This window comes from Pseudomonas shahriarae, assembly GCF_014268455.2.
GTDB lineage: Bacteria > Pseudomonadota > Gammaproteobacteria > Pseudomonadales > Pseudomonadaceae > Aquipseudomonas > Aquipseudomonas shahriarae.
Map to the genome: position 1 here is coordinate 5,719,935 of NZ_CP077085.1, position 21,426 is coordinate 5,741,360.

The 21,426-nt window shown below is 61.9% G+C and carries 21 protein-coding genes; 9 read left to right on the forward strand and 12 right to left on the reverse strand.

The window, feature by feature from the left end; genetic code table 11:
* Positions 1-134: 134 nt before the first annotated feature.
* The 7 genes from HU773_RS25710 to HU773_RS25740 all read left to right on the forward strand — a co-directional run bounded on the left by HU773_RS25710 (position 135) and on the right by HU773_RS25740 (position 6,638).
* Positions 135-653, forward strand: a complete 519-nt coding sequence (locus tag HU773_RS25710) for an RNA polymerase sigma factor (protein WP_057440283.1) — start codon at positions 135-137, stop codon at positions 651-653.
* Positions 650-1,645 (forward strand): FecR domain-containing protein, encoded by a 996-nt coding sequence (locus HU773_RS25715; RefSeq protein WP_169990377.1) that lies wholly within the window; start codon positions 650-652, stop codon positions 1,643-1,645. The genes HU773_RS25710 and HU773_RS25715 overlap by 4 nt, the downstream gene beginning before the upstream one ends.
* The gene (locus HU773_RS25720) at positions 1,642-1,854 is read left to right on the forward strand and encodes a hypothetical protein (protein WP_115129155.1); all 213 of its coding nucleotides are present in this window, start codon (positions 1,642-1,644) and stop codon (positions 1,852-1,854) included. Before HU773_RS25715 ends, HU773_RS25720 begins: the two co-directional genes overlap by 4 nt.
* A gap of 27 nt (positions 1,855-1,881) precedes the next feature.
* Positions 1,882-4,311, forward strand: a complete 2,430-nt coding sequence (locus HU773_RS25725; protein WP_169990376.1) for a TonB-dependent siderophore receptor — start codon at positions 1,882-1,884, stop codon at positions 4,309-4,311.
* 61 nt (positions 4,312-4,372) lie between these two features.
* Positions 4,373-5,476 (forward strand): PepSY-associated TM helix domain-containing protein, encoded by a 1,104-nt coding sequence (locus HU773_RS25730; protein WP_169990375.1) that lies wholly within the window; start codon positions 4,373-4,375, stop codon positions 5,474-5,476.
* The gene (locus HU773_RS25735; RefSeq protein ID WP_057960823.1) at positions 5,473-5,652 is read left to right on the forward strand and encodes a hypothetical protein; all 180 of its coding nucleotides are present in this window, start codon (positions 5,473-5,475) and stop codon (positions 5,650-5,652) included. The genes HU773_RS25730 and HU773_RS25735 overlap by 4 nt, the downstream gene beginning before the upstream one ends.
* 356 nt (positions 5,653-6,008) lie before the next feature.
* On the forward strand, positions 6,009-6,638 hold the full coding sequence (locus HU773_RS25740; protein WP_057440279.1) for a glutathione S-transferase: 630 nt from the start codon (positions 6,009-6,011) through the stop codon (positions 6,636-6,638).
* Between the two features lie 170 nt (positions 6,639-6,808).
* Here HU773_RS25740 and creD read toward each other — a convergent pair whose 3' ends face one another.
* Genes creD through rloA2 form a run of 4 tightly spaced genes read right to left on the reverse strand, consistent with a single transcriptional unit; the run spans position 6,809 to position 10,894 of the window.
* Entirely contained in the window at positions 6,809-8,167 is a 1,359-nt protein-coding gene (gene creD, locus HU773_RS25745) for a cell envelope integrity protein CreD (RefSeq protein ID WP_057440277.1), read from the reverse strand.
* 51 nt (positions 8,168-8,218) lie between these two features.
* A complete protein-coding gene (gene creC / locus HU773_RS25750; RefSeq protein ID WP_057960825.1) occupies positions 8,219-9,658 on the reverse strand; it encodes a two-component system sensor histidine kinase CreC in 1,440 nt (479 codons plus the stop codon).
* On the reverse strand, positions 9,658-10,335 hold the full coding sequence (gene creB, locus HU773_RS25755; protein WP_057440276.1) for a two-component system response regulator CreB: 678 nt from the start codon (positions 10,333-10,335) through the stop codon (positions 9,658-9,660). The genes creC and creB overlap by 1 nt, the downstream gene beginning before the upstream one ends.
* A gap of 58 nt (positions 10,336-10,393) precedes the next feature.
* Positions 10,394-10,894: a retropepsin-like aspartic peptidase RloA2 gene (rloA2, locus tag HU773_RS25760; RefSeq protein ID WP_057960826.1), complete on the reverse strand. Its 501-nt coding sequence runs from the start codon at positions 10,892-10,894 to the stop codon at positions 10,394-10,396.
* Positions 10,895-11,070: 176 nt separating this feature from the next.
* Here rloA2 and yihG point away from each other — a divergent pair, with 176 nt between their 5' ends.
* Positions 11,071-11,949, forward strand: coding sequence for a 1-acylglycerol-3-phosphate O-acyltransferase, YihG family (gene yihG, locus HU773_RS25765; protein WP_057960827.1), 879 nt, complete (start codon positions 11,071-11,073; stop codon positions 11,947-11,949).
* Between the two features lie 41 nt (positions 11,950-11,990).
* On the opposite strand, the gene HU773_RS25770 is transcribed toward yihG, so the two are convergent.
* Complete coding sequence (locus HU773_RS25770; protein ID WP_057960828.1) at positions 11,991-12,236, reverse strand: hypothetical protein; 246 nt, start codon at positions 12,234-12,236, stop codon at positions 11,991-11,993.
* Between the two features lie 141 nt (positions 12,237-12,377).
* Entirely contained in the window at positions 12,378-12,947 is a 570-nt protein-coding gene (locus HU773_RS25775) for a DUF2780 domain-containing protein (protein ID WP_057960829.1), read from the reverse strand.
* 182 nt (positions 12,948-13,129) lie between these two features.
* On the opposite strand from HU773_RS25775, the gene HU773_RS25780 reads away from it, so the two are divergent.
* The gene (locus tag HU773_RS25780; RefSeq protein ID WP_057440273.1) at positions 13,130-13,588 is read left to right on the forward strand and encodes an anti-sigma factor domain-containing protein; all 459 of its coding nucleotides are present in this window, start codon (positions 13,130-13,132) and stop codon (positions 13,586-13,588) included.
* Between the two features lie 72 nt (positions 13,589-13,660).
* On the opposite strand, the gene fdhA is transcribed toward HU773_RS25780, so the two are convergent.
* From fdhA to HU773_RS25810, 6 genes are all read right to left on the reverse strand, one after another.
* Positions 13,661-14,860 (reverse strand): formaldehyde dehydrogenase, glutathione-independent, encoded by a 1,200-nt coding sequence (gene fdhA / locus HU773_RS25785; RefSeq protein WP_032858631.1) that lies wholly within the window; start codon positions 14,858-14,860, stop codon positions 13,661-13,663.
* Between the two features lie 182 nt (positions 14,861-15,042).
* Complete coding sequence (gene purU / locus HU773_RS25790; RefSeq protein WP_057960830.1) at positions 15,043-15,900, reverse strand: formyltetrahydrofolate deformylase; 858 nt, start codon at positions 15,898-15,900, stop codon at positions 15,043-15,045.
* Positions 15,901-16,065: 165 nt separating this feature from the next.
* Complete coding sequence (locus HU773_RS25795) at positions 16,066-16,698, reverse strand: sarcosine oxidase subunit gamma (RefSeq protein ID WP_057440271.1); 633 nt, start codon at positions 16,696-16,698, stop codon at positions 16,066-16,068.
* A gap of 125 nt (positions 16,699-16,823) precedes the next feature.
* Positions 16,824-19,841: a sarcosine oxidase subunit alpha gene (locus HU773_RS25800; protein WP_120734260.1), complete on the reverse strand. Its 3,018-nt coding sequence runs from the start codon at positions 19,839-19,841 to the stop codon at positions 16,824-16,826.
* Positions 19,838-20,140, reverse strand: a complete 303-nt coding sequence (locus tag HU773_RS25805; RefSeq protein WP_057440270.1) for a sarcosine oxidase subunit delta — start codon at positions 20,138-20,140, stop codon at positions 19,838-19,840. The genes HU773_RS25800 and HU773_RS25805 overlap by 4 nt, the downstream gene beginning before the upstream one ends.
* 15 nt (positions 20,141-20,155) lie before the next feature.
* A complete protein-coding gene (locus HU773_RS25810; RefSeq protein WP_010207084.1) occupies positions 20,156-21,406 on the reverse strand; it encodes a sarcosine oxidase subunit beta in 1,251 nt (416 codons plus the stop codon).
* Between the last annotated feature and the right edge of the window lie 20 nt (positions 21,407-21,426).

A 21,426-nucleotide genomic window follows, 5' to 3' on the forward strand; every position in this document is an offset into this window, starting at 1 on the left:
AGCGGCCCTGAAACGGGAGCAAGCCCCCTCAGCAACATCCGTCCCGCCCGACCAACGCCAATTGCACCCATCCGCCACCTCTGCCACAATCGCGAATAATTCTCGTTAGTTTAAACATCTCGATTGGTGATGCCTTGTCGTCAGCCCAAAGTCCCCACAGTGAGCTTGTTGGCACGTTGTACCGTGACCATCGCGGCTGGCTGCTGGCGTGGCTGCGGCGCAACGTGGCCTGCCCCAGTCGTGCCGAGGACCTGAGCCAGGACACCTTCATGCGCCTGCTGGGCCGTGAAGAACTGCGTGAACCCCGCGAACCCCGGGCGTTTCTGGTGGCTGTCGCAAAGGGCCTGTTGTTCGACTACTTTCGCCGCGCCGCGCTGGAACAGGCCTACCTCACCGAACTGATGCTGATCCCGGAAAGCGAACAGCCTTCCCCGGAAGAACAGCACCTGATCCTCGAAGACCTCAAAGCCATCGACCGCCTGCTTGGCAAGCTGTCCAGCAAGGCCCGCGCCGCGTTCCTCTATAACCGCCTGGACGGCCTGGGCCATGCCGAGATCGCCCAGCGCCTCGGCGTGTCGGTGCCCCGGGTACGGCAATATCTGGCTCAGGGGATCCGCCAGTGCTACATCGCCCTGTATGGCCAGCCGTTGTGAGCCAGGTCAGTTCCAGACCGGTCAGCGCACGGGTGCTGGATGCGGCGATTGCCTGGCAACTGTCCCTGGACTCCGGGGACAGCAGCGCCGTGGAGCATGAAGCATTCAACAAATGGCTGGCCAGCAGCGAAGAACACGCCCGCGCCTGGCGCCAACTGGGCATGCTCGACCAGCGCTTCAGCGTGGCCAGCGGCCCGGCACGGGCGGCGCTGCTGCAATCGCGCGAAGGCATTCGGCAACGGGTGCGCAAGCTCGGCAGCGGCCTGGCCAGTGTGGTGCTGGTCTGCGGCCTGGCGGTGTTCGCCGGCCAGCGCTACGTGCCGATCAACTACTGGCTGGCCGACCAACGCACCGCCACCGGTGAACAGCGCACGCTGAAACTGGCAGATGGCACCCTGATCAACCTCAACACCCACAGCGCCATTGACGTGCGTTTTGACGAAAAGCGCCGAGTAATCGTGCTGCAGGAAGGTGAGATCTTCGTCGAAACCGGGCACAACGATGGGCGCCCCTTTGTTGTCGAGACCCGCGACGGCAGCCTGCGCGCCCTGGGTACGCGGTTTATCGTCAAGCGCGAGGACGACGGCACGCGGCTCAGCGTGTTGCAGTCGGCGGTTGCGGCGCAGCCCGAGGCGTTGCACCAGGAGCAGGTGTTCAAGGAAGGCCAGCAAGTGCTGATGCGCCGTAACAGCCTCGGCCCGTTGCTGGCCGTAACCCCCGGCACCGACGCCTGGACCCGCGGCATGCTGGTGGTGGACAACGCGCGGCTGGGGGATGTGGTCGAGGAACTGGCGCGCTACCGCACCGGCTACCTGGGTGTGGATAAAAACGTCGCCGACCTGCGCATCACCGGCAGCTTCCCGCTGCACGACACCACGCTGGCGCTTAACGCGCTGCTGCCGACCCTGCCGGTGCAGATCGAGCAACATACGCCGTGGTGGATTAACGTGGCCGCCAGGCCCGTGCCAGACGGTTCCGTTAGCAATAATTGAATAAAGGCAATGTCGAAAACAAAGCCCTCTGCGCCCCCGCTGCCGAGGCGCTGGCCGCTGAATGCCGACTGCGCTGCGGGGTGGCCGGTGCGCTCAACCTCAATCGCTTCGCCGACTGCAAAAACTACGAAGAGCGCGTGAGCATTCACAGATTTATTTTCACTTGGCCCTATCACTTTTTGATTCTCGTCCGGCACCTAGGCAATTGAGAAATATTTCCATTCCGGAGCCGCCCTATGTCCCGCACATTAGACACCTTGTTGCGCCCCAGCCTGCTAGCCGTGGCCATCGCCCTCAGCGCCCCGCTGACCAGCACCTCGCTGTTCGCCGCCGAACAGGCGTCCAGTGTGCGCGCCTACAACCTGCCGGCTGCGCCATTGGCCAGCACCCTGAACCAGATCGCCAGCCAGGCCGGCCTCCCCCTGACCCTCAGCCCGGCACTGGCCGCCGGCAAGACCTCGGCCCCGGTCAAGGGCCAGTTCGATGCACCGGGCGCACTGCGCGAGGCCCTGCGTGGGACGGGGTTGCAGTTGGAGCAGAGCAGCGCAGGCACCTACACCCTGGTGGCGATTCCAGAGGGTGTGGTGTCGCTGCCGGAGACCAATATCACCGGGCAGGGGAATTACGAGAGCGCGTGGGGGCCGGTGGAGGGTTATGTTGCTACGCGGACGGCGGCGGGGAGCAAGACTGATACGGCCCTGGTAGAAGCACCCCGCTCGATTTCCGTGGCCACCCGCCAGCAAATGCTGGACCGCAACGTTCAGAACCTGGATGACGCGGTCAAATACATGCCGGGAATCGTGTCCGCCAGCTACGGCAGTGATACCCGCTACGACTGGATGCGTGTGCGTGGCTTCGAACCCACCCATTTCCTCGATGGCCTGCCATTGCCTCGCGGTGTGTACGCCAACCCGAAAGCGGAAACCTGGAACCTTGATCGTCTCGCCCTACTGCGCGGCCCGGCCTCGTCGGTCTACGGCCAGACCCCGCCAGGCGGTCTGCTGGATATGGTCAGCCGGCGCCCCAGCGCGGAATCGAGCAATGCCATCCAGGTGCAATACGGCAGCGACAACTATCGCCAGATCAACTTCGCCAGCACCGGCAAGATTGACGATGAAGGTCAGTTTCTTTATGGCCTCAGCGGCGTGGTGCGCGATGCCGGCACCCAGGTCGATCACATCGACAACAAGCGCTACAACATTGCGCCCAGCCTGACCTGGAACATTGATACCGATACCAAGCTGACCGTGCTCTCGCAGTTCACTCGCGACGATACCGGCGCCACCAGCCAGTTCCTGCCGATCGTGGGCACCAAGATCAAATCACCGCTGGGCGAAGTCTCGCACCACAAGAACCTGGGTGATCCGGACTACGAGTTCTACGACCGTACCTATTACGCCTTGGGCTATGCCTTTGAACATCGTTTCAACGATACCTGGCAGTTCAAGCAAAACCTGCGTTACACCAAGTCGGAGTTATCGTTTCAGCAACTGACTGTCGGTGCCTATGGTTATGCTCCGGTTGATTCTGCGGGAAACATGAACCGCATCTCGACCAACGTTGACGAGAACATCGGTCAGTTCGCGGTGGACAACAATTTCCAGGCTGACTTTGCTACTGGTGATATCACCCACACCCTGCTGCTGGGACTGGACCACCAACGCACCGACACCTCGTACCTGTCGATTTACGGTGACGGCGGGAGGGTCAACATCTTCAACCCGGCCAACACTAAGCCAGTAGAGCGTCCTTTGCGCTCAGCGGCCTATTACGACTACAACCAGAAAACTGTGCAGACCGGCCTCTACGCTCAGGACCAGATGGCCCTCGACAAGTGGCGCCTGACTCTCGGCGGCCGTGAAGACTGGGTTCATCAGGGCACCACGTACCTCAACAAGCAAGACGCTACCAACACTGACCGCAGCAAGAACTTCAGTGGCAACGCCGCACTGAGTTATGTATTCGATTCGGGCTTTGTCCCCTACCTGTCCTACGCCGAATCGTTCCAACCTGCGAGCAACGCCAGCGCAGACCCGGTCAAGTCGTACAAGCCCACCGAAGGCAAGCAATGGGAGTTAGGGGTCAAGTACCAGCCGCCCGGCAGCAACACTCTGCTCAGCGCCGCGGTTTACGACTTGACCCAGAAAAACGTGCTGGTGACTAGAACCGGCTCAGGCGGCCAGTCGATCACCGACCAGGCCGGCGAAGTCAAGGTCAAGGGCCTGGAACTGGAAGCGGTGTCTGACGTGACCGAGAACCTCAAGGTCATCGCCGCCTACACCCTGGCCAAGTCCGAGGTACAAACAGGCACCTTCAAAGGCAACCGCCTGCAGTTGATGCCCAACCAGCAAGCCTCGTTGTGGACCGACTACACCTGGCACGACGGTGTGCTCGACGGTTTCGGTATCGGCTTTGGGGCCCGCTACACCGGCAACACCTACGGCGACCAGGGCAATACCTGGCTGGGCAAGGCTGATGCCTACACCGTATTCGACGGTGCGGTGCATTACGACCTCGGCCGCCTGGACAACAGCCTCAAAGGTGCCTCGGTAAAACTGAACGCCACCAACCTGTTCGACAAGCAGTACATCTCCACCTGTGATGCCTCCTACTGCTACTACGGTGATCAGCGCAGCGTCGTCGCCAGTGCCACTTACCAGTGGTAATCGGCTGAGTTAACAACCAGGCCGCCCCTTGGGCGGCTTTGGTGTGTCTGAAGGCTAGAAAATGAAAAGCACAACCATCCGCCGCTGGTCCTTCATCCACACCTGGACCAGCCTGATCTGCACCGTGTTCCTGCTGATGCTGGCGCTGACCGGCTTGCCGTTGATCTTTCACCACGAGATCGATCACCTGCTGGGCAACGAACCCGAGCTCAAGCAGATGCCGGCCGATACTTCGCAGCTCAACCTTGAGCAACTGGTGTCCAAGGCCCAGGCCCATCGCCCGGGCGAAGCCATGCAGTACCTGGCCTGGGATGAGGACGACAAGAACGGGGTGGTTGCGATCATGGCGGCCACCGCCGGCACCGAGCCCAATTCGTCCCACACCTTTATGCTCGATGCGCGCACCGGGGAAAGCGTGGAGATGCCGTCGGCCAATGGCGGCTTGACGATGTTCCTGCTGCGCCTACATGTGGATATGTTCGCCGGCCTGCCGGGCAAGTTGCTGCTGGCCTTTATGGGCGTGCTGTTTGTGCTGGCGATTGTTTCCGGCACGGTGTTGTACCTGCCCTTTATGCGGCGCTTGAAGTTCGCCACGGTGCGCCAGGACAAGTCCACGCGCCTGCGCTGGCTGGACCTGCATAACCTGATCGGCGTCGTCACCCTGACCTGGGCCCTGGTGGTGGGCGTCACCGGGGTGATCAGCGCCAGTGCCGACTTGATCATCGCCGCATGGCGCAGTGACAGCCTCACCGCGATGATCGAACCCTATAAGAACGCGCCACCGCTGACCTCGCGGGCGCCGGCCACCGACCTGCTGAAGATTGCTGAGCAGGCCGCGCCGGGCATGACCCCAGACTTTATTGCGTTCCCCGGTACGCGCTTTTCCAGCGAGCACCATTACGCAGTGTTTATGAAAGGCAGCACGCACCTGACCTCGCACCTGCTGACCCCGGTGCTGATCGACGCCAGCGACCTGAGCGTCACCGCCGTGGCCGGGCGGCCGTGGTACATGGACGCCATGGGCATGTCCCAGCCCCTGCACTTTGGCGACTATGGCGGCATGCCGATGAAAATCCTCTGGGCGGTGCTGGATGTGCTGACCATCATCGTGCTGGGCAGCGGCGTATACCTATGGCTGGTGCGGCGCAAGGCGGCCAAGTCATGAGGCCAAGGCAATCGAATTTCTGGAAGGTGTTCGGGGTGCCACTGGGGATCGGGCTGCTCAGTGCTGCCGGACTGTTTGCGGCGTTGCTGGGGGATGGGGGTTGGGATTCCCTGAGCTGGGTTGGGCTGGGGATCCCGGCGGCAATCGGTGTCTGGGGGTTGCTGCGGCGGCCGTGAGGGCGCTATCGCAGGCAAGCCAGCTCCCACAGTTGACGGTGTTCACACATCAAAATGTGTGTGGGTTGGTCTGGGGGTTGCTGCGGCGGCCGTAAGGGCGCCATCGCAGGCAAGCCAGCTGCCACAGTTGACGGTGTTCACACATCAAAATGTGTGTGTGGGTTGGTCTGGGGGTTGCTGCGGCGGCCGTGAGGACGCCATCGCAGGCAAGCCAGCTCCCACAGTTGGCAGTGTTCACACATCAAAATGTGGGAGCTGGCTTGCCTGCGATGAGGCCCGCAAAAACAACCAAGATCCCCCTCGCCAGTCACCTCGCAACTGTCTAGTCTATGGCCGACCCTTTCCGAGGATTGCCCATGTTCGCGCCCAGCATGACCTTGTTCCACAACCCTGCCTCGCCGTTTGTCCGCAAAGTCCTGGTGCTGCTCCACGAAACCGGCCAGCAAGACCGCGTTGTCCTGGAGACTGTGCTGGTCACGCCGGTCAACCCGATCACCGCGTTGAACGAGGGCAACCCGCTGGGCAAGATCCCGGCCCTGCGCCTGGCCGATGGCAATGTGTTGCACGACAGCCGGGTGATCCTCGACTACTTCGACCACCAACATGTCGGCAACCCGCTGATCCCCCGGGACGGTTCGGCCCGCTGGCGCCGCCTGACCCTGGCCTCGATGGCCGACGGGATCATGGACGCGGCCGTATTGGTACGCTATGAAACCGCCATGCGCCCGGCCGACAAACACTGGGATAGCTGGCTGCAGGAGCAGCGCAACAAAATCCGCCGCGCCCTGGCCGAATTGGAACAGGACGCTATCGCTGAACTGGCCAGCCATTTCGACATCGCCGCGATCAGCGTCGCCTGCGCCCTGGCGTATGTGGACTTCCGCCACCCCGACCTGCAGTGGCGTTCAAGCAATCCCAAACTGGCCGCCTGGTACGCCGAGGTCAGTCAGCGGCCGTCAATGTTGGCGACCCAGCCGCCGGCCTGATTCCTGTAGCAACCCGTTATGGGTGGCGAGCGAGGCTTGTTGTGGCGAGGGGGCAAGCCTCCTCGCCACAACAAGGCCATTAGCCACAAAGGTGTCGCGCCACTCCGGAAACAGCGCGTTAATTTTCCCCACCAGTTGTGCCTTCTCCCGCTGATCCTCCCGTAGCCCGATCATTGCATCACCTCCAACTCGGCCGCCTTACGCTTGCCCACCCCATACCAGTCCAGTTTGCGTGTCAGCACCATCACCGTACCCAGCAGCCCGAACAGCAACAGCGAGCCCATCAACAGCGCGTAGTCCTCGGCACTCAACAACCCGTACAGCAAGCCATACAGTGCCGCCAACCCCGTCGAAAACCCCAGCCCATGGGCCACGCTGCGCAGCACATGGCACACGTAAAAACCGATCAACAACACACAGGCACTGGCCGAGATCAGGTACGCCAGGGCAAAGCCGATATGCTCGGACAACGACAGCAACAGCAAGTAGAAAAACGCCAGGGCCACCCCCACCAACGCATACTGGATCGGGTGCACCGCCAGGCTCTTGAGCACTTCAAACAGGAAGAAACCGGCGAACGTCAGGGCGATGAACAGCAGCGCATATTTGATCGCGCGGTCGCTCTTGAGGTACTGGTCCACCGGGTCGATAAAGTTCACGCCAAAGCTGCGTTCGTTGAAGTCCTCGCAGCGACTGCCAACCACACAGCCGTACAACGATTCCTCAAGGTTGGTGGAGAAGAACGAGGTCTGCCAGTTGGCGCTGAAGCCTTGGTCGTTGATCTCACGCTGGGCCGGCAGGAAGTTGCCGACAAAGCTCGGATGGGGCCAGTTGGAGGCCAGCTTGACCTTGCTGGTCTTGCCCACCGGCAGTACCTGTAGTTGCTCGGTACCCTGCAGGCGCAGGTCGAAGGCAAAATCCAGCGGCGCGGGGTTCTTACTGTCCTGGGTCGGCAACATCACGTGTACGCCAGCGCCGAGAAAGCTCACTTGGGTGCCCGGGGCAAACTCCAGGCGCTGGCTGCCCAGCTCCAGTTTCAGGGCGTTTTCAATGCCGCGGATATCGCTGATACCGACCGCCAAAAATGCCTGGCCAAACTTGTAATCGGCAAAGTCCTCCTTGATGCCCATTTGCGCCGGCAGCACAAAGCGGCCGCTGATGCGGTTGTCGGCATGGAACAGTCGCGCCTGGTAGATTCCTCGCGCCCGCAGTTCGGTTTGCACCTGCCCATCGAGCTCGAACTGCTCCGGCAGGAAGTACAGGCGGCCCTGTTCTTCACTGAGCACTTCATAGCGTTTGTTGAGTTTTTCGTTGAGCTTCCACTCACGCACGGTCTTGCGAAACGGCACCACCATCAATGGCCCGCTGACCTGCTGGCTGTAGCTGGAGCTGCGGGCAATGTCCATCACGACGCCGTCGCGCAGTTCCTGGCGCTCGTTGATGATGCCGTTGATCATCAGCAACGGAATCAGCAATAGCAGGATCAGCAGCGCGATGGCGCCCAGTTTGAATAGCAGGCTGCGGTTCATGGGTCTCTCCCTGTTTTGATGGGGAGAGTCTGGCGGCGGCCTGTGGGGGATTTATGAGGGCAATGTGGAGACTGTGTGGAGATGCAGCACCACTTCCACGCCACCCGGCACGTTGCCGATCTGCAAGGAGCCGCCGTGCAGCTTCATCACTTCTTCGACAAAGTTCAGGCCCAGGCCGGTGCTTTTGCGGCCACTGACCGGACGCGGCAGGGAATAGAAACGCTCGCTCAGGCGTGGCAGGGCGTATTCGGGGATCGGTTCGGCCTGGTTGAACAGGCGCACATCCACAGCATGGTGCCGCACCTGGGCGCTGAAACGCAGCGTGCCGCCGGGCGGGGTAAAGTCCAGGGCATTTTCCAGCAGATTGCCCAGGGCCTGACGCAGCAGAAACGGCTCGCCAAACAGCTTTACGTCGGCTTCGATCAGACGTTCGACCTGCAACCCGGCCTGCTCGATCCGCGCGCATTGCGCCTTGAGGACCTCATCGACCAAGGCGGCCAACGGTACCGAAATCTGCTGCTCCAAGCCCTGGCGCTGCTCGACCTGGGCCAGGTTCAGCAGGCGTTCGATCAACTGCTGCAAGCGCGCGCTTTCACTGGCGATATTGCCGACGAACCGCTGCTGCTGGGCGACTGTCATTTCCCCCTGCAACAGTTCCGCCGCACCGCGAATCGCCGCCAACGGGCTTTTCAGTTCGTGGGTCAGGGTGTGCACATAACGCTCGACATAGGCCTTGCCTTCCAGTTGCGTGCGCATGTGCTCCACAGCGGTGGATAACTGCGCCAACTCGCCGCCACGATAATGCGGCAACTCGGCGCGACGCCCTTCGCTGACCGCCTGGGCATAGGTGGTCAGGCGCCGTAACGCCGCGCTCAACCACCAGGACAACAGGGCCCCCAACAGCAAGCCCAGCGCCACCAGACCGGCGCCGTACCACAGCAGACGGCGCTCGGTACGGTCGACATAAGGCTGCAGCGAGCTGTTGGGCTTGGCCACCGTAACCACGCCTATGATCTGCCCGTTATCGCGGATCGGCGCGCCCACGTGCATCACCGAGGACGCCGGGTCATCGGCATCGCTGCGGGTCGAGCGGGCGCCGTACTCACCGCGCAGGGTCAGGTACACATCGTTCCATTTCGAGTAGTCCTGGCCCACTGCCGTACCGCTGGAATCCAGTAACACGACACCCTTGGCGTCCGTCACATAGATGCGGTGGTTGACCTGGTTTTTCGCCAGGCCCCAGATGGTTGCCCCCGGCTGGCGCTCGCCGTAGGCCTTGAGCACGGTGGGCCAGAGGCTTTGGCCAAGGGTGCCGTTCTTCACATCGTCACGCAGGATTTCCGCCAGCAGGTTGGCGGTGTCCACCAGGGTTTCTTCGGTGGACTGGCGCACGCCGGGGCGGATTTCCTTCATGACGGTGTTGAGCACAAAGTAGCCGGTCAGGCCGATAAACAGCGCATACACCAGGAAAATCCGCAGCCCCAGGCGCATCAGGCGTGGCTCGGGCTGTAGCTGTAGCCCAGGCCGCGATGGGTCTGGATCGGCTCGGCCTCGGCAACCACGCCCCGCAGCTTGCTGCGCAGGCTTTTGATATGGCTGTCGATATTGCGCTCGTAGCCGGCATCGGCGGCCACGCCGACCGCATCCAGCAACTGCTCGCGACTGAACACCCGTTCGGGCTGTTCCAGCAGGCAATTGAGCAGGCGGAATTCATGGCGAGTCAGGCCCAGCAACTGGCCGCGATACTGGATCTGCACCCGCTCGTGGTCCACCTGGAACAGCCCGCCGCTGGCCGGCACTGCCACCGGTGCCACGCGCTTGAGGATCGCCTTGACCCGCGCCGCCACTTCCCGCGGGCTGAAGGGTTTGACCACATAGTCGTCGGCGCCGATTTCCAGGCCCACCACGCGGTCGATCTCGCCGTCGCGGGCACTGAGAAACATCACCGGCACTTCGCTGAAGCGGCGCAGTTGCTTGCAGGTTTCAAAGCCGCTGATGTCCGGCAGGCCGATGTCGAGGATCAGCATGTCTGCCGGGGTCTGCCGCTGATGCTCCAGCGCGGCCTGGCCGAGGGTCAGCCAGGTGGTGGTGAAGCCTTCGCCCTGCAGGGCAAAAATCAGCGTATCGGCTATCGCCGCTTCGTCTTCGACAATCAGGATATGGGGCATGGCGTCCGAGCACTGGGAGCTAAAGGTGAACGGTGCCCCATGCCTTGTGCGGCGTCAATCAGCAGTCAGGTTTGTCGGCGGTGTAGCGCCGGGCCGGGTTCACCGCAGCGCCGAACTCGCGCAGCGCCTTGGCGCCGATCAGCAGCGGGTAGTTGAAGCTGCTGCGGTCGGTGAGGTTGACCTCCACCGTGCGCTTGACGTTGCCCAGGCACATTTCCAGCTCCACCACCGGGCGCTTGGCCACGCCGCTGTCTTCCTTGTCTTCGTCTTCGTCGGCGCGGTTCTTGATCTTGCTGATGCGCGCCACTTTGTGTTCATAGACCTTGTTGCTCACATCCTTGCCACTGAGACGGAACCGCACCCAGTCCTCGCCATCGCGGGTGAAGGTCTGGATGTCGCGGGCCGACAGCGAGGCGGTCAGCGCGCCGGTGTCCATCTTGGCCTTGAAGGTCTCGCCGATTTCCGGCAACTGGATATATTCGTAGCGCCCGTACAGGGTCGGCTCGGCGGCCATCACGGGCAGGGCAACCACGGCTAACAGGGCAAGGAGGGATTTCACGTAGGAGGTTTCCTTGAAGGTAAGTAGGCCAATACTAGACTGCAAACACAGCCCGAAGTTGGATCGTTACCCAGCATACGCAACACAAAGTGAAACATTCGTCAGGTCAATTGCGATTTGGCCTCTAGACTCAAGCTGCTTATCATGGCCCGTCCAACCGTTTGCAAGAGTTCCTTATGCGCCGCCTGCTCACCGGCTGTTTCGTCACACTGCTGCTGTTACTCAACACGCTGATCCTGATCGGCCCGCTGATGGTCTTCGCCCTGCTCAAGCTGGTGGCGCCCGGGCGGTCACGGGACTATGCCTCCCGGGCCGTGATGTGGATTGCCGAGACCTGGGCCGAGATCGACAAGCTGATCTTTGCCCTGTGTATCCCCACCCAATGGGATATTCGCGGCGATACCGGGCTGAGGGTCGATACCTCGTACCTGGTGATCAGCAACCATCAATCCTGGGTGGATATCCCGGCGCTGATCCAGACCCTCAACCGGCGCACGCCATTTTTCAAATTCTTCCTGAAAAAGGAGCTGATCTGGGTGCCGTTCCTGGGCCTGGCCTGGTGGGCCCTGGATTACCCGTTCATGAAGCGCTACACCAAGGCATTCCTGGCCAAGCATCCGGAACTGGCGGGCCAGGACCTGAAGATCACCAAACAGGCCTGCGAGCTGTTCAAGCGCCAGCCGGTGACGGTGGTCAACTACCTGGAAGGCACGCGCTTTACCGAAGCCAAGCGGGCCCAGCAGAACTCACCGTTCACTCGCCTGCTCAAGCCCAAGGCCGGTGGCGTGGCATTTGTACTGGCGGCCATGGGCGAGCAGTTGGATGCGATCCTCGACGTGACCGTGGTCTATCCACAGGACAGGATTCCAGGATTCTGGGATTTGATCAGCGGCGCGGTGCCCCGGGTGATTGTTGATATCCGCACCCGCGAGCTGGATCCGGCGTTGTGGCAGGGGGATTACGAGAATGATCCGGCGTTTCGCCAGAGCGTCCAGAACTGGGTCAACCAGCTCTGGCTGGAGAAGGATGCGCGCCTTGATGAGCTTATCAGGTGACTCGTCGCAGCCCGTGACGGCCACCTGGCAGGCTGGTTCATTTAAAACTTGATCGATGCCCCGGCACCGGCACTAAAACCCACACCGGCAACGCTCCCGGAGGCGTCCGCGCCGCCGGAGACACGACCCGTTTCCGAATCAGGCTTATTGCCGTTGATCATTTCATCGTAAGACATGAACTTCATGCCTGCAGCCTTCTCGAACTCCTCCCTGGTCATCTTGCTGTAGTCGACCGGGGGTTTGCCAAATACCGGGAATGAATTGCGCGATATTGTTGATTCGCTCATTGGAAGATCTCCTTAAAGGGAACGACACCCGGTCTGGAGCCCCCTCGCTGGGGGAGGAGAAGGCCGAGTTCCAGGCGGGTGTAGATCAGTGGTTAGAGCCGACCGCTCAGTTCCCTGGATGACTTCACACCGAGGTGTTTTTCAGCTCCCCGCCCCCCAGATGCCGGCTAGCTTGCCCAGTACTGAACTGTCGGCACCCTGGCCACCCAGGTACTGCAGGATCACCGGGGCAAACTGGCCGATCATGCCGCTGTCCATGCCCAAGGCGCTGAACGCAGTGTTCAGGTCGTTGGCGTCCTTGACGTTCCCCAACAGGCCATCGAGGCCGCTGGTCTTGCTGCCACCGGTTTGGCCGAGCATGCCGCTCAAGGCGCCAAGGCTGCCCAAAGCGTTGCCACCCGACAGCTTATCCAGGCCCGGCACGCTTTTGCCCAACTGCGAATAATCAGTGCTGCTGAGTTGGTTCTTGGCCAGGCCCAACATCGCACCGGTGCCACCGACGGCCTGCTCCGGGGTGACATTCAACTGTTTGGTCAACGCCCCCAGCAAACCTGCGGTTTGTGCGCTCGGCGCAGAGGCGGCGGCCTTGTTGGTGCCCTGGGCGCCAGCAACGGCGTTGGCCACATCACCCAGGCTGAAGCCTGCTGCAAATACCGGGCTGGCCGCCACGGTCAGGAGGCAGGACAGGGCAAAACCGCGTGAAATCTTCATCGAGACAACCTCGTAAATGTAGGAGCTAAAGCAGCCGTTTGACCCAGCATCCCACCGGTTGTTCCAGCTCACAGATTTGTTCAGAAAAGCCCCAAAAACCGACACCATCAAACTGCCACTAGGAACCCATCGCCAGCCACAGGGTCAATCAACACACTACAAAACTTGTCAGGAAGAGCCTTATGACTGCGTCCCAACCCCCAGTGATCGAGCACAAGCCCTCATTCTGGACCCGCCCGCGCCTGTTCATCGGCGTCTGCGTGGTGGTGGTTGCCGGTATCGGCGGCGCGCTCTACACCCAGGACAGCGTCAAGTCTGCAGCGACCCTGGTCAGCAGCACCCAACAGCCGGCGGCGCAAATCATGGCGCACAAGGATTACCTGGAAGTCCAACCGATTGCGGCCACTGCGCCGGAACCGGACCGCAGCCTCGAACTGTGGGCCCTGCCTGCAGGCGGCACGCCGGTGTCTTTGGGCCTGTTGCCGGAGGATGGCAAAGGCATCATCGGCCTCAACCCACGTCAGCAGGAAACTATCAGCCAGCCGGTGGAATTGATGGTCAGTTCGGAAACCAAGGGTGGCTCGGTGAGCAAGCAGCCTACCGGCCCGATGGTGTACCAGGGTGCGCTGGCGATCCGCTGATCCCCAGACACCCAATCGCCAATGTGGGGGCCCAGCTCCCACAGCCCCCACATTGGCGAGTGGTTGTTGCTGTTAAGCCGCGCTGAACAGCTTGTGCGGATCAATCACAAACTTCTTCGGCACACCTGCATCGAACTCGCCATAACCACGCGGCGCGTCGTCCAGGCTGATCACCTGCACACCCACGATCTCCGCAATGTTGATGCGGTCCCACATGATCGCCTGCATCAACTGGCGGTTGTACTTCATCACCGGGGTCTGGCCGGTGTGGAAGCTGTGGGACTTGGCCCAGCCCAGACCGAAACGAATGCTCAGGCTGCCCATTTTTGCGGCGGCATCCACCGCCCCTGGATCTTCAGTGACGTACAGGCCGGGAATACCGATCTTGCCCGCCACACGCACCACGCCCATCAGTGAGTTGAGCACCGTGGCCGGGGCTTCGGCCTTGACGCCGTCATGGCCATGGCCGCGGGCTTCAAAGCCCACGCAGTCAACGGCGCTGTCCACTTCCGGCTCGCCAAGCAGCGCGGCGATTTGCTCGTGTAGCGGGGTGTCGGTGGACAGGTCGGCGATTTCAAAGCCCTGGGCCTTGGCGTGGGCCAGGCGGATCGGGTTGACGTCACCGATGATCACCACCGCCGCCCCCAGCAAGCGTGCGGAAGCGGCAGCGGCCAGGCCTACGGGACCGGCGCCGGCGATGTACACGGTGCTGCCAGGGCCAACGCCCGCAGTGACGGCGCCGTGGTAGCCGGTGGGCAGGATGTCGGAGAGGCAGGTCAGGTCACGGATTTTCTCCATGGCCTTGTCGCGATCCGGCAGTTTCAGCAGGTTGAAGTCGGCGTAGGGCACCAGCACGTACTCGGCCTGGCCGCCGGTCCAGTCGCCCATGTCCACGTAGCCGTAGGCACCACCGGCACGGGCCGGGTTGACGGTCAGGCATACGCCGGTGTGTTGTTCCTTGCAGGAGCGGCAGCGGCCGCAAGCAACGTTGAACGGCACAGACACCAGGTCGCCGAGTTTCAGGTTCTCGACGTCGCTGCCCTTCTCGATCACCTCGCCGGTGATTTCGTGACCGAGCACCAGGCCGGTCTGGGCGGTGGTACGGCCGCGCACCATGTGTTGGTCGGAGCCGCAGATATTGGTGGAGACCACGCGCAGGATAACGCCGTGTTCAATCTTCCTGCCACGGGGGTCCTGCATTTTGGGATAGTCGATTTTCTGTACTTCGACCTGACCGTTGCCGAGATACACGACACCACGATTACCAGACATGCTTTCACCTCGCTGTTGTTTTTATGGAACTGCGTTGCCCCTTTGGATGGGCAGCGCGTTTGAGTGCTCGGGTTACAGATGCTGTTTTTGCGTTGTTTGTGAGGGCCTCATCGCGGGCAAGTCCGCTCCCACAGGGTTCACATATCACCCGGTGGGAGCTGGCTTGCCTGCGATGGCGTCAGTCAGAGCACCACCGTTCTATTGGCGTTCAAGAACACCCGTCGCTCAATGTGGTACCCCACCGCCCGCGCCAATGTCAGTCCCTCGATATCCCGCCCCTTGGCAATCAGGTCCTCGGGATAGTGGCTGTGATCCACCACTTCCACGCCCTGGGCGATGATCGGGCCTTCGTCCAGGTCGTTATTGATGTAATGCGCAGTGGCGCCAACCAACTTCACCCCTTTGTTGTATGCCTGGTGATACGGCTTGGCGCCCTTGAACCCCGGCAGCAATGAGTGATGGATATTGATCGCCTTGCCATCCAACTTGCGGCACAGCTCCGGCGACAGCACTTGCATGTAGCGCGCAAGGATCACCAGTTCGGCCCCCGTCTCTTCAATCACTTGCCACACCTGGCGCTCTTGGGACGGTTTGTCATTGGGGTCGAGGGGGAAATGGTAGTAAGGAATCTGGTGCCAGTCGGCCAATGGCTTGAGATCGGGGTGATTGGACACCACTGCGACCACGTCCATCGACAATTGGCCGATGCGTTGGCGGTACAACAGATCGTTGAGGCAGTGATCGGCCTTGGACACCATGATCACCACTTTTGGCCGGTAGTTCGGCGCCGTCAGCTCGAAGATCATGCCAAAGGCTTCGCCGCGGGTGGCCAGGCCATCGCGGAAACCTTGCTCGTCAAAGTCGTCGGGCTGGCGGAATTCCACACGGATAAAAAAGCGCCCGGAGAGGCGGTCATCGAACGAATGGTGCTCGGTGACGTAGCAGCCCTGCTCAAACAGATAGCGGGTGACCGCGTCCACCGTGCCGAGCACGCTGGGGCAGTCGGCGGTCAAAATCCATGTATCGGGTGCGCGGCTCATACTTGAATCCTCAGGCCTTTGTGGCGAGGGGGCTTGCCCCCGTTGGGCTGCGAAGCAGCCCTGAAATCAGCCACTCGGTTCTTTCAGAAAAACTGCAGTGACCTTACCGGGACCGCTGCGCGCTCCAACGGGGGCAAGCCCCCCTCGCCACAACAGCCCATCTGCTCAGGCTTGGACACTCAGGCCGTATTCGGCCGAGGCGTCCTGCAGCCACAACCACCAATAGTCCGAGAAGCTGCGACGAATCAGCAGTTCCCAGGTGTCTTCGGCGGTATGGCGGATCACCAGTTGCGACTTGGCGAACACCGTGCCCACGGCCTTGCCCACCGGGAAGTTGTCGGGGTGCACGTCGTAGCTGGTGGATTTCATCAGCACATCGCGCACGTTCGGGCCACTCAGTTCGAGGATCTGCTGGCCGCCGCTGACGTTGACGATCTGGATATGCAAATCCCCCAGGGCCGCGCGCAGGTTTTGCTCGGCGGCGAATTCTTCACCACTCGGCACGATCAGCAACCATTCATCCGGGCCGAGCCATTGCAGGCTGGTTTCACCTTTGACGATCACGCTCAGGGCTCCCGGCAGTTCGATGCCCAGGGCCTTGTGCACGCCGGCGGCGAACGCGGCATCGTGGCCATCGCCGCGCAGGGTCAGGTGGCCGAGGAGTTTCTTTTCACGCACGATCACGCCGGCGTTCTTGCGCCCCTTGCCGACCAGGCTGGCGAGGTCGGCATGGTGCAGCGACGACTCGGCCTTGGCGCCGGTGGTGGGGCGTTGTTGGTACACATTGGCTGCGGTCATAAAGCACCTTTCTTGAATTCTGTTGTGCGGCTTCTGCCGCCATCGCGAGCAAGCTCGCTCCCACATTTCGGAATGCATTTCCCCAGTGGGAGCGGGCTTGCTCGCGAAGGCCGCACCTCGGTCTATCAGATGTTCTGGCGCTCGCCTTTCGGGTCAAAGAACACCGAAGACACAATCTCCGCTTCGATCACACTGCCATCCGCCTGCGGTGAGAACACCCGCTCGCCCATACGCTTCAAGCCGCCCTTGACCACCGCCATCGCAAACGAATAGCCGAGGGAGTTGTGCGCATAGCTGGAGGTCACGTGGCCGACCATCTTCATCGGGATGCTCTGCTTCGGATCGAACACCAGCTGCGCGCCCTCAGGCAGCCACACTTTCGGGTCAATCGGCTTCAGGCCCACCAGTTGCTTGCGCTCTTCACGCACGCAGTCTTCGCGGTTCATCCCGCGCCAGCCGATCCACGAGAACGGTTTGGTGCGGCCCACACACCAGCCCATGTTGAGGTCGTCCGGGGTCATCGAGCCGTCGGTGTCCTGGCCGACGATAATGAAGCCCTTCTCGGCCCGCAGTACGTGCATGGTCTCGGTGCCATACGGGGTCAGGTTGTACTGTTTGCCAGCCTCGACAATCTGTTCCAGCACGCCCATGGCGTAGTCGGCCTGCACGTTGACTTCATAGGACAGCTCACCGGTAAACGAGATACGGAACACCCGCGCCGGCACGCCGCCCACCAAACCTTCTTTCCAGGTCATGAACGGGAAGCCGTCCTTGTCCAGGTCGATATCGGTGACTTCGCTCAACAGCTTGCGACTGTTGGGCCCGGACAAGGTCATGGTCGCCCAGTGGTCGGTGACCGAGGTGAAGTACACCTTGAGGTCCGGCCACTCGGTCTGCTGGTAGATTTCCAGCCACTGCAGCACGCGGGCGGCGCCGCCAGTGGTGGTGGTCATCAGGAAGTGGTTGTCGGCAAGGCAGGCGGTCACGCCGTCGTCGAAGACCATGCCGTCTTCCTTGCACATCAGGCCGTAGCGCGCCTTGCCCACGTCGAGCTTGGTCCAGGCGTTGCTGTAGATGCGGTTGAGGAACTCGCGGGCATCCGGGCCTTGAATGTCGATTTTACCCAGGGTCGAAGCGTCCAGCAGGCCGACGCTGTCGCGCACGGCCAGGCATTCGCGCTTGACTGCCGCATGCAGGTCTTCACCGTTGCGCGGGAAGTACCACGGGCGTTTCCACTGGCCGACATCTTCAAACTCGGCGCCGTTTTTCACGTGCCAGGCTTGCAGCGCGGTGTAGCGCACCGGCTCGAAGATGTGCCCACAGTGCCGGCCCGCTACCGCGCCGAAGGTTACCGGCGTGTAGTTGGGGCGGAACATGGTGGTGCCCATCTGCGGGATGGTCACGTTCAGCGAGCGGGCCGCGATGGCCAGGCCGTTGACGTTGCCCAGCTTGCCCTGGTCGGTGCCGAAGCCCAGCGCGGTGTAGCGCTTGACGTGCTCCACCGACTCGAACCCTTCGCGGGTCGCCAGTTCGATGGCGGCGGCGGTGACGTCGTTCTGCAGGTCGACAAATTGCTTGGGCGCCCGTGCAGTGGCTTTTTCGTGAGGCACCTGGAACAGGGCCAGGGTCGGCTCTTCCAAGCGCGTCAGGGCCTTGGGCAGCGTACCTTCCACCGGAGCAAACCCAGCCTCGCTGGCCGCGCGCACGCCGCCTTCAAAGCCATCGGCCAGGGAGTCACCCAAGCCGTAGACACCGTTGATCCCCCCCACGCACACACGTTTCTGCGGCGCTTCGCCCGGTACAAAACCGAGGATATCTTCACGCCAGGTCGGCTTGCCGCCCAGGTGCGAAGCCAAGTGCACCACCGGGCTATAGCCGCCGGAGCTGGCCACCAGGTCGCAGTCCAGCCACTCGCCGGGGCTGGTGACCTTATGTGCTTTGACGTCGATGGCGGCCACACGGGCGCCGGTCACATGCTTACTGCCACGGGCTTCGATCACGGCACTGCCGGTGAGGATGCGAATGCCTTTGGCGCGCGCTTCTTCCACCAGCGCGCCGCGTGGGTTGTGGCGTGCATCGGCCACCGCGACCACGGTGAGGCCAGCGTCGAACCAATCCAGCGCCACACGGTAAGCGTGATCGTTGTTGGTCGACAGCAGCAGTTTTTTACCCGGCGCCACGCCGTAACGGCGCACGTAGGTCGAAACTGCACCGGCGAGCATATTGCCCGGCACATCGTTGTTGCCGTACACCAGTGGACGCTCACACGCGCCGGTCGCCAGCACCACACGCTTGGCACGCACACGGTGAATACGCTGGCGCACCACGCCAATCGGCGCACGGTCACCGAGGTGATCGGTGAGGCGCTCATGGATGGTCAGGAAGTTATGGTCGTGGTAACCATTGACGGTAGCGCGAGGCAGCAGCACCACGTCTGGCAGGGCCTTGAGCTCGGCGATCACACTGGCGACCCATTCGGTCGCCGGCTTGCCGTCGAGGTTTTCGCGCGAATCGAGCAACGACCCGCCGAACTCTTCCTGCTCATCAGCGATGATCACCCGCGCGCCACTGCGCGCAGCGGCCAGGGCCGCTGCCAGGCCGGCAGGGCCGGCGCCGACGATCAGCACGTCGCAATGGCGGTTCATGTAGTCGTAGGTGTCCGGATCGTTCTCGGTCGGCGAGCGGCCAAGCCCGGCGGCCTTGCGGATGTACTTCTCGTAGGTCATCCAGAACGATTGCGGGTACATGAAGGTTTTGTAGTAGAAACCCGGCGGCATCAGCTTGCCGCCGACCTTGCCGAGAATGCCCATCATGTCGTTGTTCACGCTCGGCCAGCCGTTGGTGCTGGTGGCGACCAGGCCCTGGTACAGCGCCTGTTGCGTGGCGCGCACGTTAGGGATTTGCGTGGCTTCGGTGGCACCGATCTGCAGCACCGCGTTCGGCTCTTCGGCGCCGGCGGCGAAGATGCCGCGCGGACGCGAGTACTTGAAGCTGCGGCCGATGATATCCACACCGTTGGCCAGCAAGGCGGCAGCCAGGGTGTCGCCTTCAAAACCTTTGTAGCTCTGGCCGTTGAAGGTAAACGTCAGGACTTTATTACGGTCGATGCGGCCACCGTTGGACAGGCGATTGATCTGGCTCATACCTTCTCTCCAGAAGCCTTGGCGGTGAATTGCGGCTGGGTACCGATCTTGTAGGTTTCAAGAATTTCGTAGGTCAGGGTGTCGCGGGTCGCGTTGAAGTACTGGCGGCAACCGGCGGCATGGATCCACAGTTCGTGGTGCAGGCCACGGGGGTTATCGCGGAAGAACATGTAGTCGCCCCACTCTTCATCGGTGCAGGCATTCGGGTCCAGCGGGCGCGGGATATGCGCTTGGCCGGAGGCATGGAATTCCTCTTCGGAGCGCAGTTCGCCACAGTGAGGACAGAAGATATGCAACATAGGGAATTTCTCCTGTTAGTGGGCGACGGCCGCAGCGCCGTGTTCGTCGATCAGCGCACCGTTGTGGAAACGGTCGATGGAGAAAGGTGCCGCCAGCGGGTGCATCTCACCCTTGGCCAGGCTCGCGGCAAACACGTTGCCTGAACCGGGGGTGGCCTTGAAGCCACCGGTGCCCCAGCCGCAGTTGAAAAACATGTTCGGTACCGGGGTCTTGGAGATGATCGGGCAGGCGTCCGGCGTGGTGTCGACGATGCCGCCCCACTGACGGTTCATGCGCACCCGCGACAGCACCGGGAACATCTCGACGATGGCCTGGATGGTGTGCTCGATCACCGGGTACGAGCCACGCTGGCCGTATCCGTTATAGCCGTCGATACCGGCGCCGATCACCAGGTCGCCCTTGTCGGACTGGCTGATGTACCCGTGCACGGCGTTGGACATGATCACGCTGTCGATAATCGGCTTGATCGGCTCCGACACCAACGCTTGCAGCGGGTGGGATTCAATAGGCAGGCGGAACCCGGCCAGCGAGGCCATATGCCCGGAGTTACCGGCTGTGACCACCCCGACGCGCTTGGCGCCGATAAAGCCCTTGTTGGTTTCCACGCCGATGCACACGCCGTTTTCCTTGCGAAAACCGATGACTTCGGTCTGCTGGATCAGGTCCACGCCCAAGGCATCGGCAGCACGGGCAAAGCCCCACGCCACAGCATCGTGACGGGCCACGCCGCCGCGCCGTTGCACGGTGGCACCCAGTACCGGGTAGCGGGTGTTTTTCGAGCAATCGAGGTACGGAATCTCGTCCGCGACCTGCTTGGCATTCAGCAGCTCACCGTCCACACCGTTGAGGCGGTTGGCGCTCACGCGACGCTCGGAATCACGGATGTCCTGCAGGGTGTGGCACAGGTTGTAGACGCCACGCTGGGAGAACATCACGTTGTAGTTCAGGTCCTGGGACAAACCTTCCCAGAGCTTCATCGCATGCTCATAGAGATGCGCCGACTCGTCCCACAGGTAGTTGGAACGCACAATGGTGGTGTTGCGTGCGGTGTTACCGCCGCCCAGCCAACCTTTCTCGACCACGGCCACATTGGTGATGCCGTGTTCCTTGGCCAGGTAGTAAGCGGTGGCCAGACCATGCCCGCCGCCGCCGACGATGACCACGTCGTAGACCTTTTTCGGGGTCGGCGTGCGCCACATCTTCTGCCAGTTTTCGTGATGGCTGAGGGAGTGCTTGAAGAGGCCGAAGCCTGAGTAGCGTTGCATAGGCATTACTCCAAAACCGC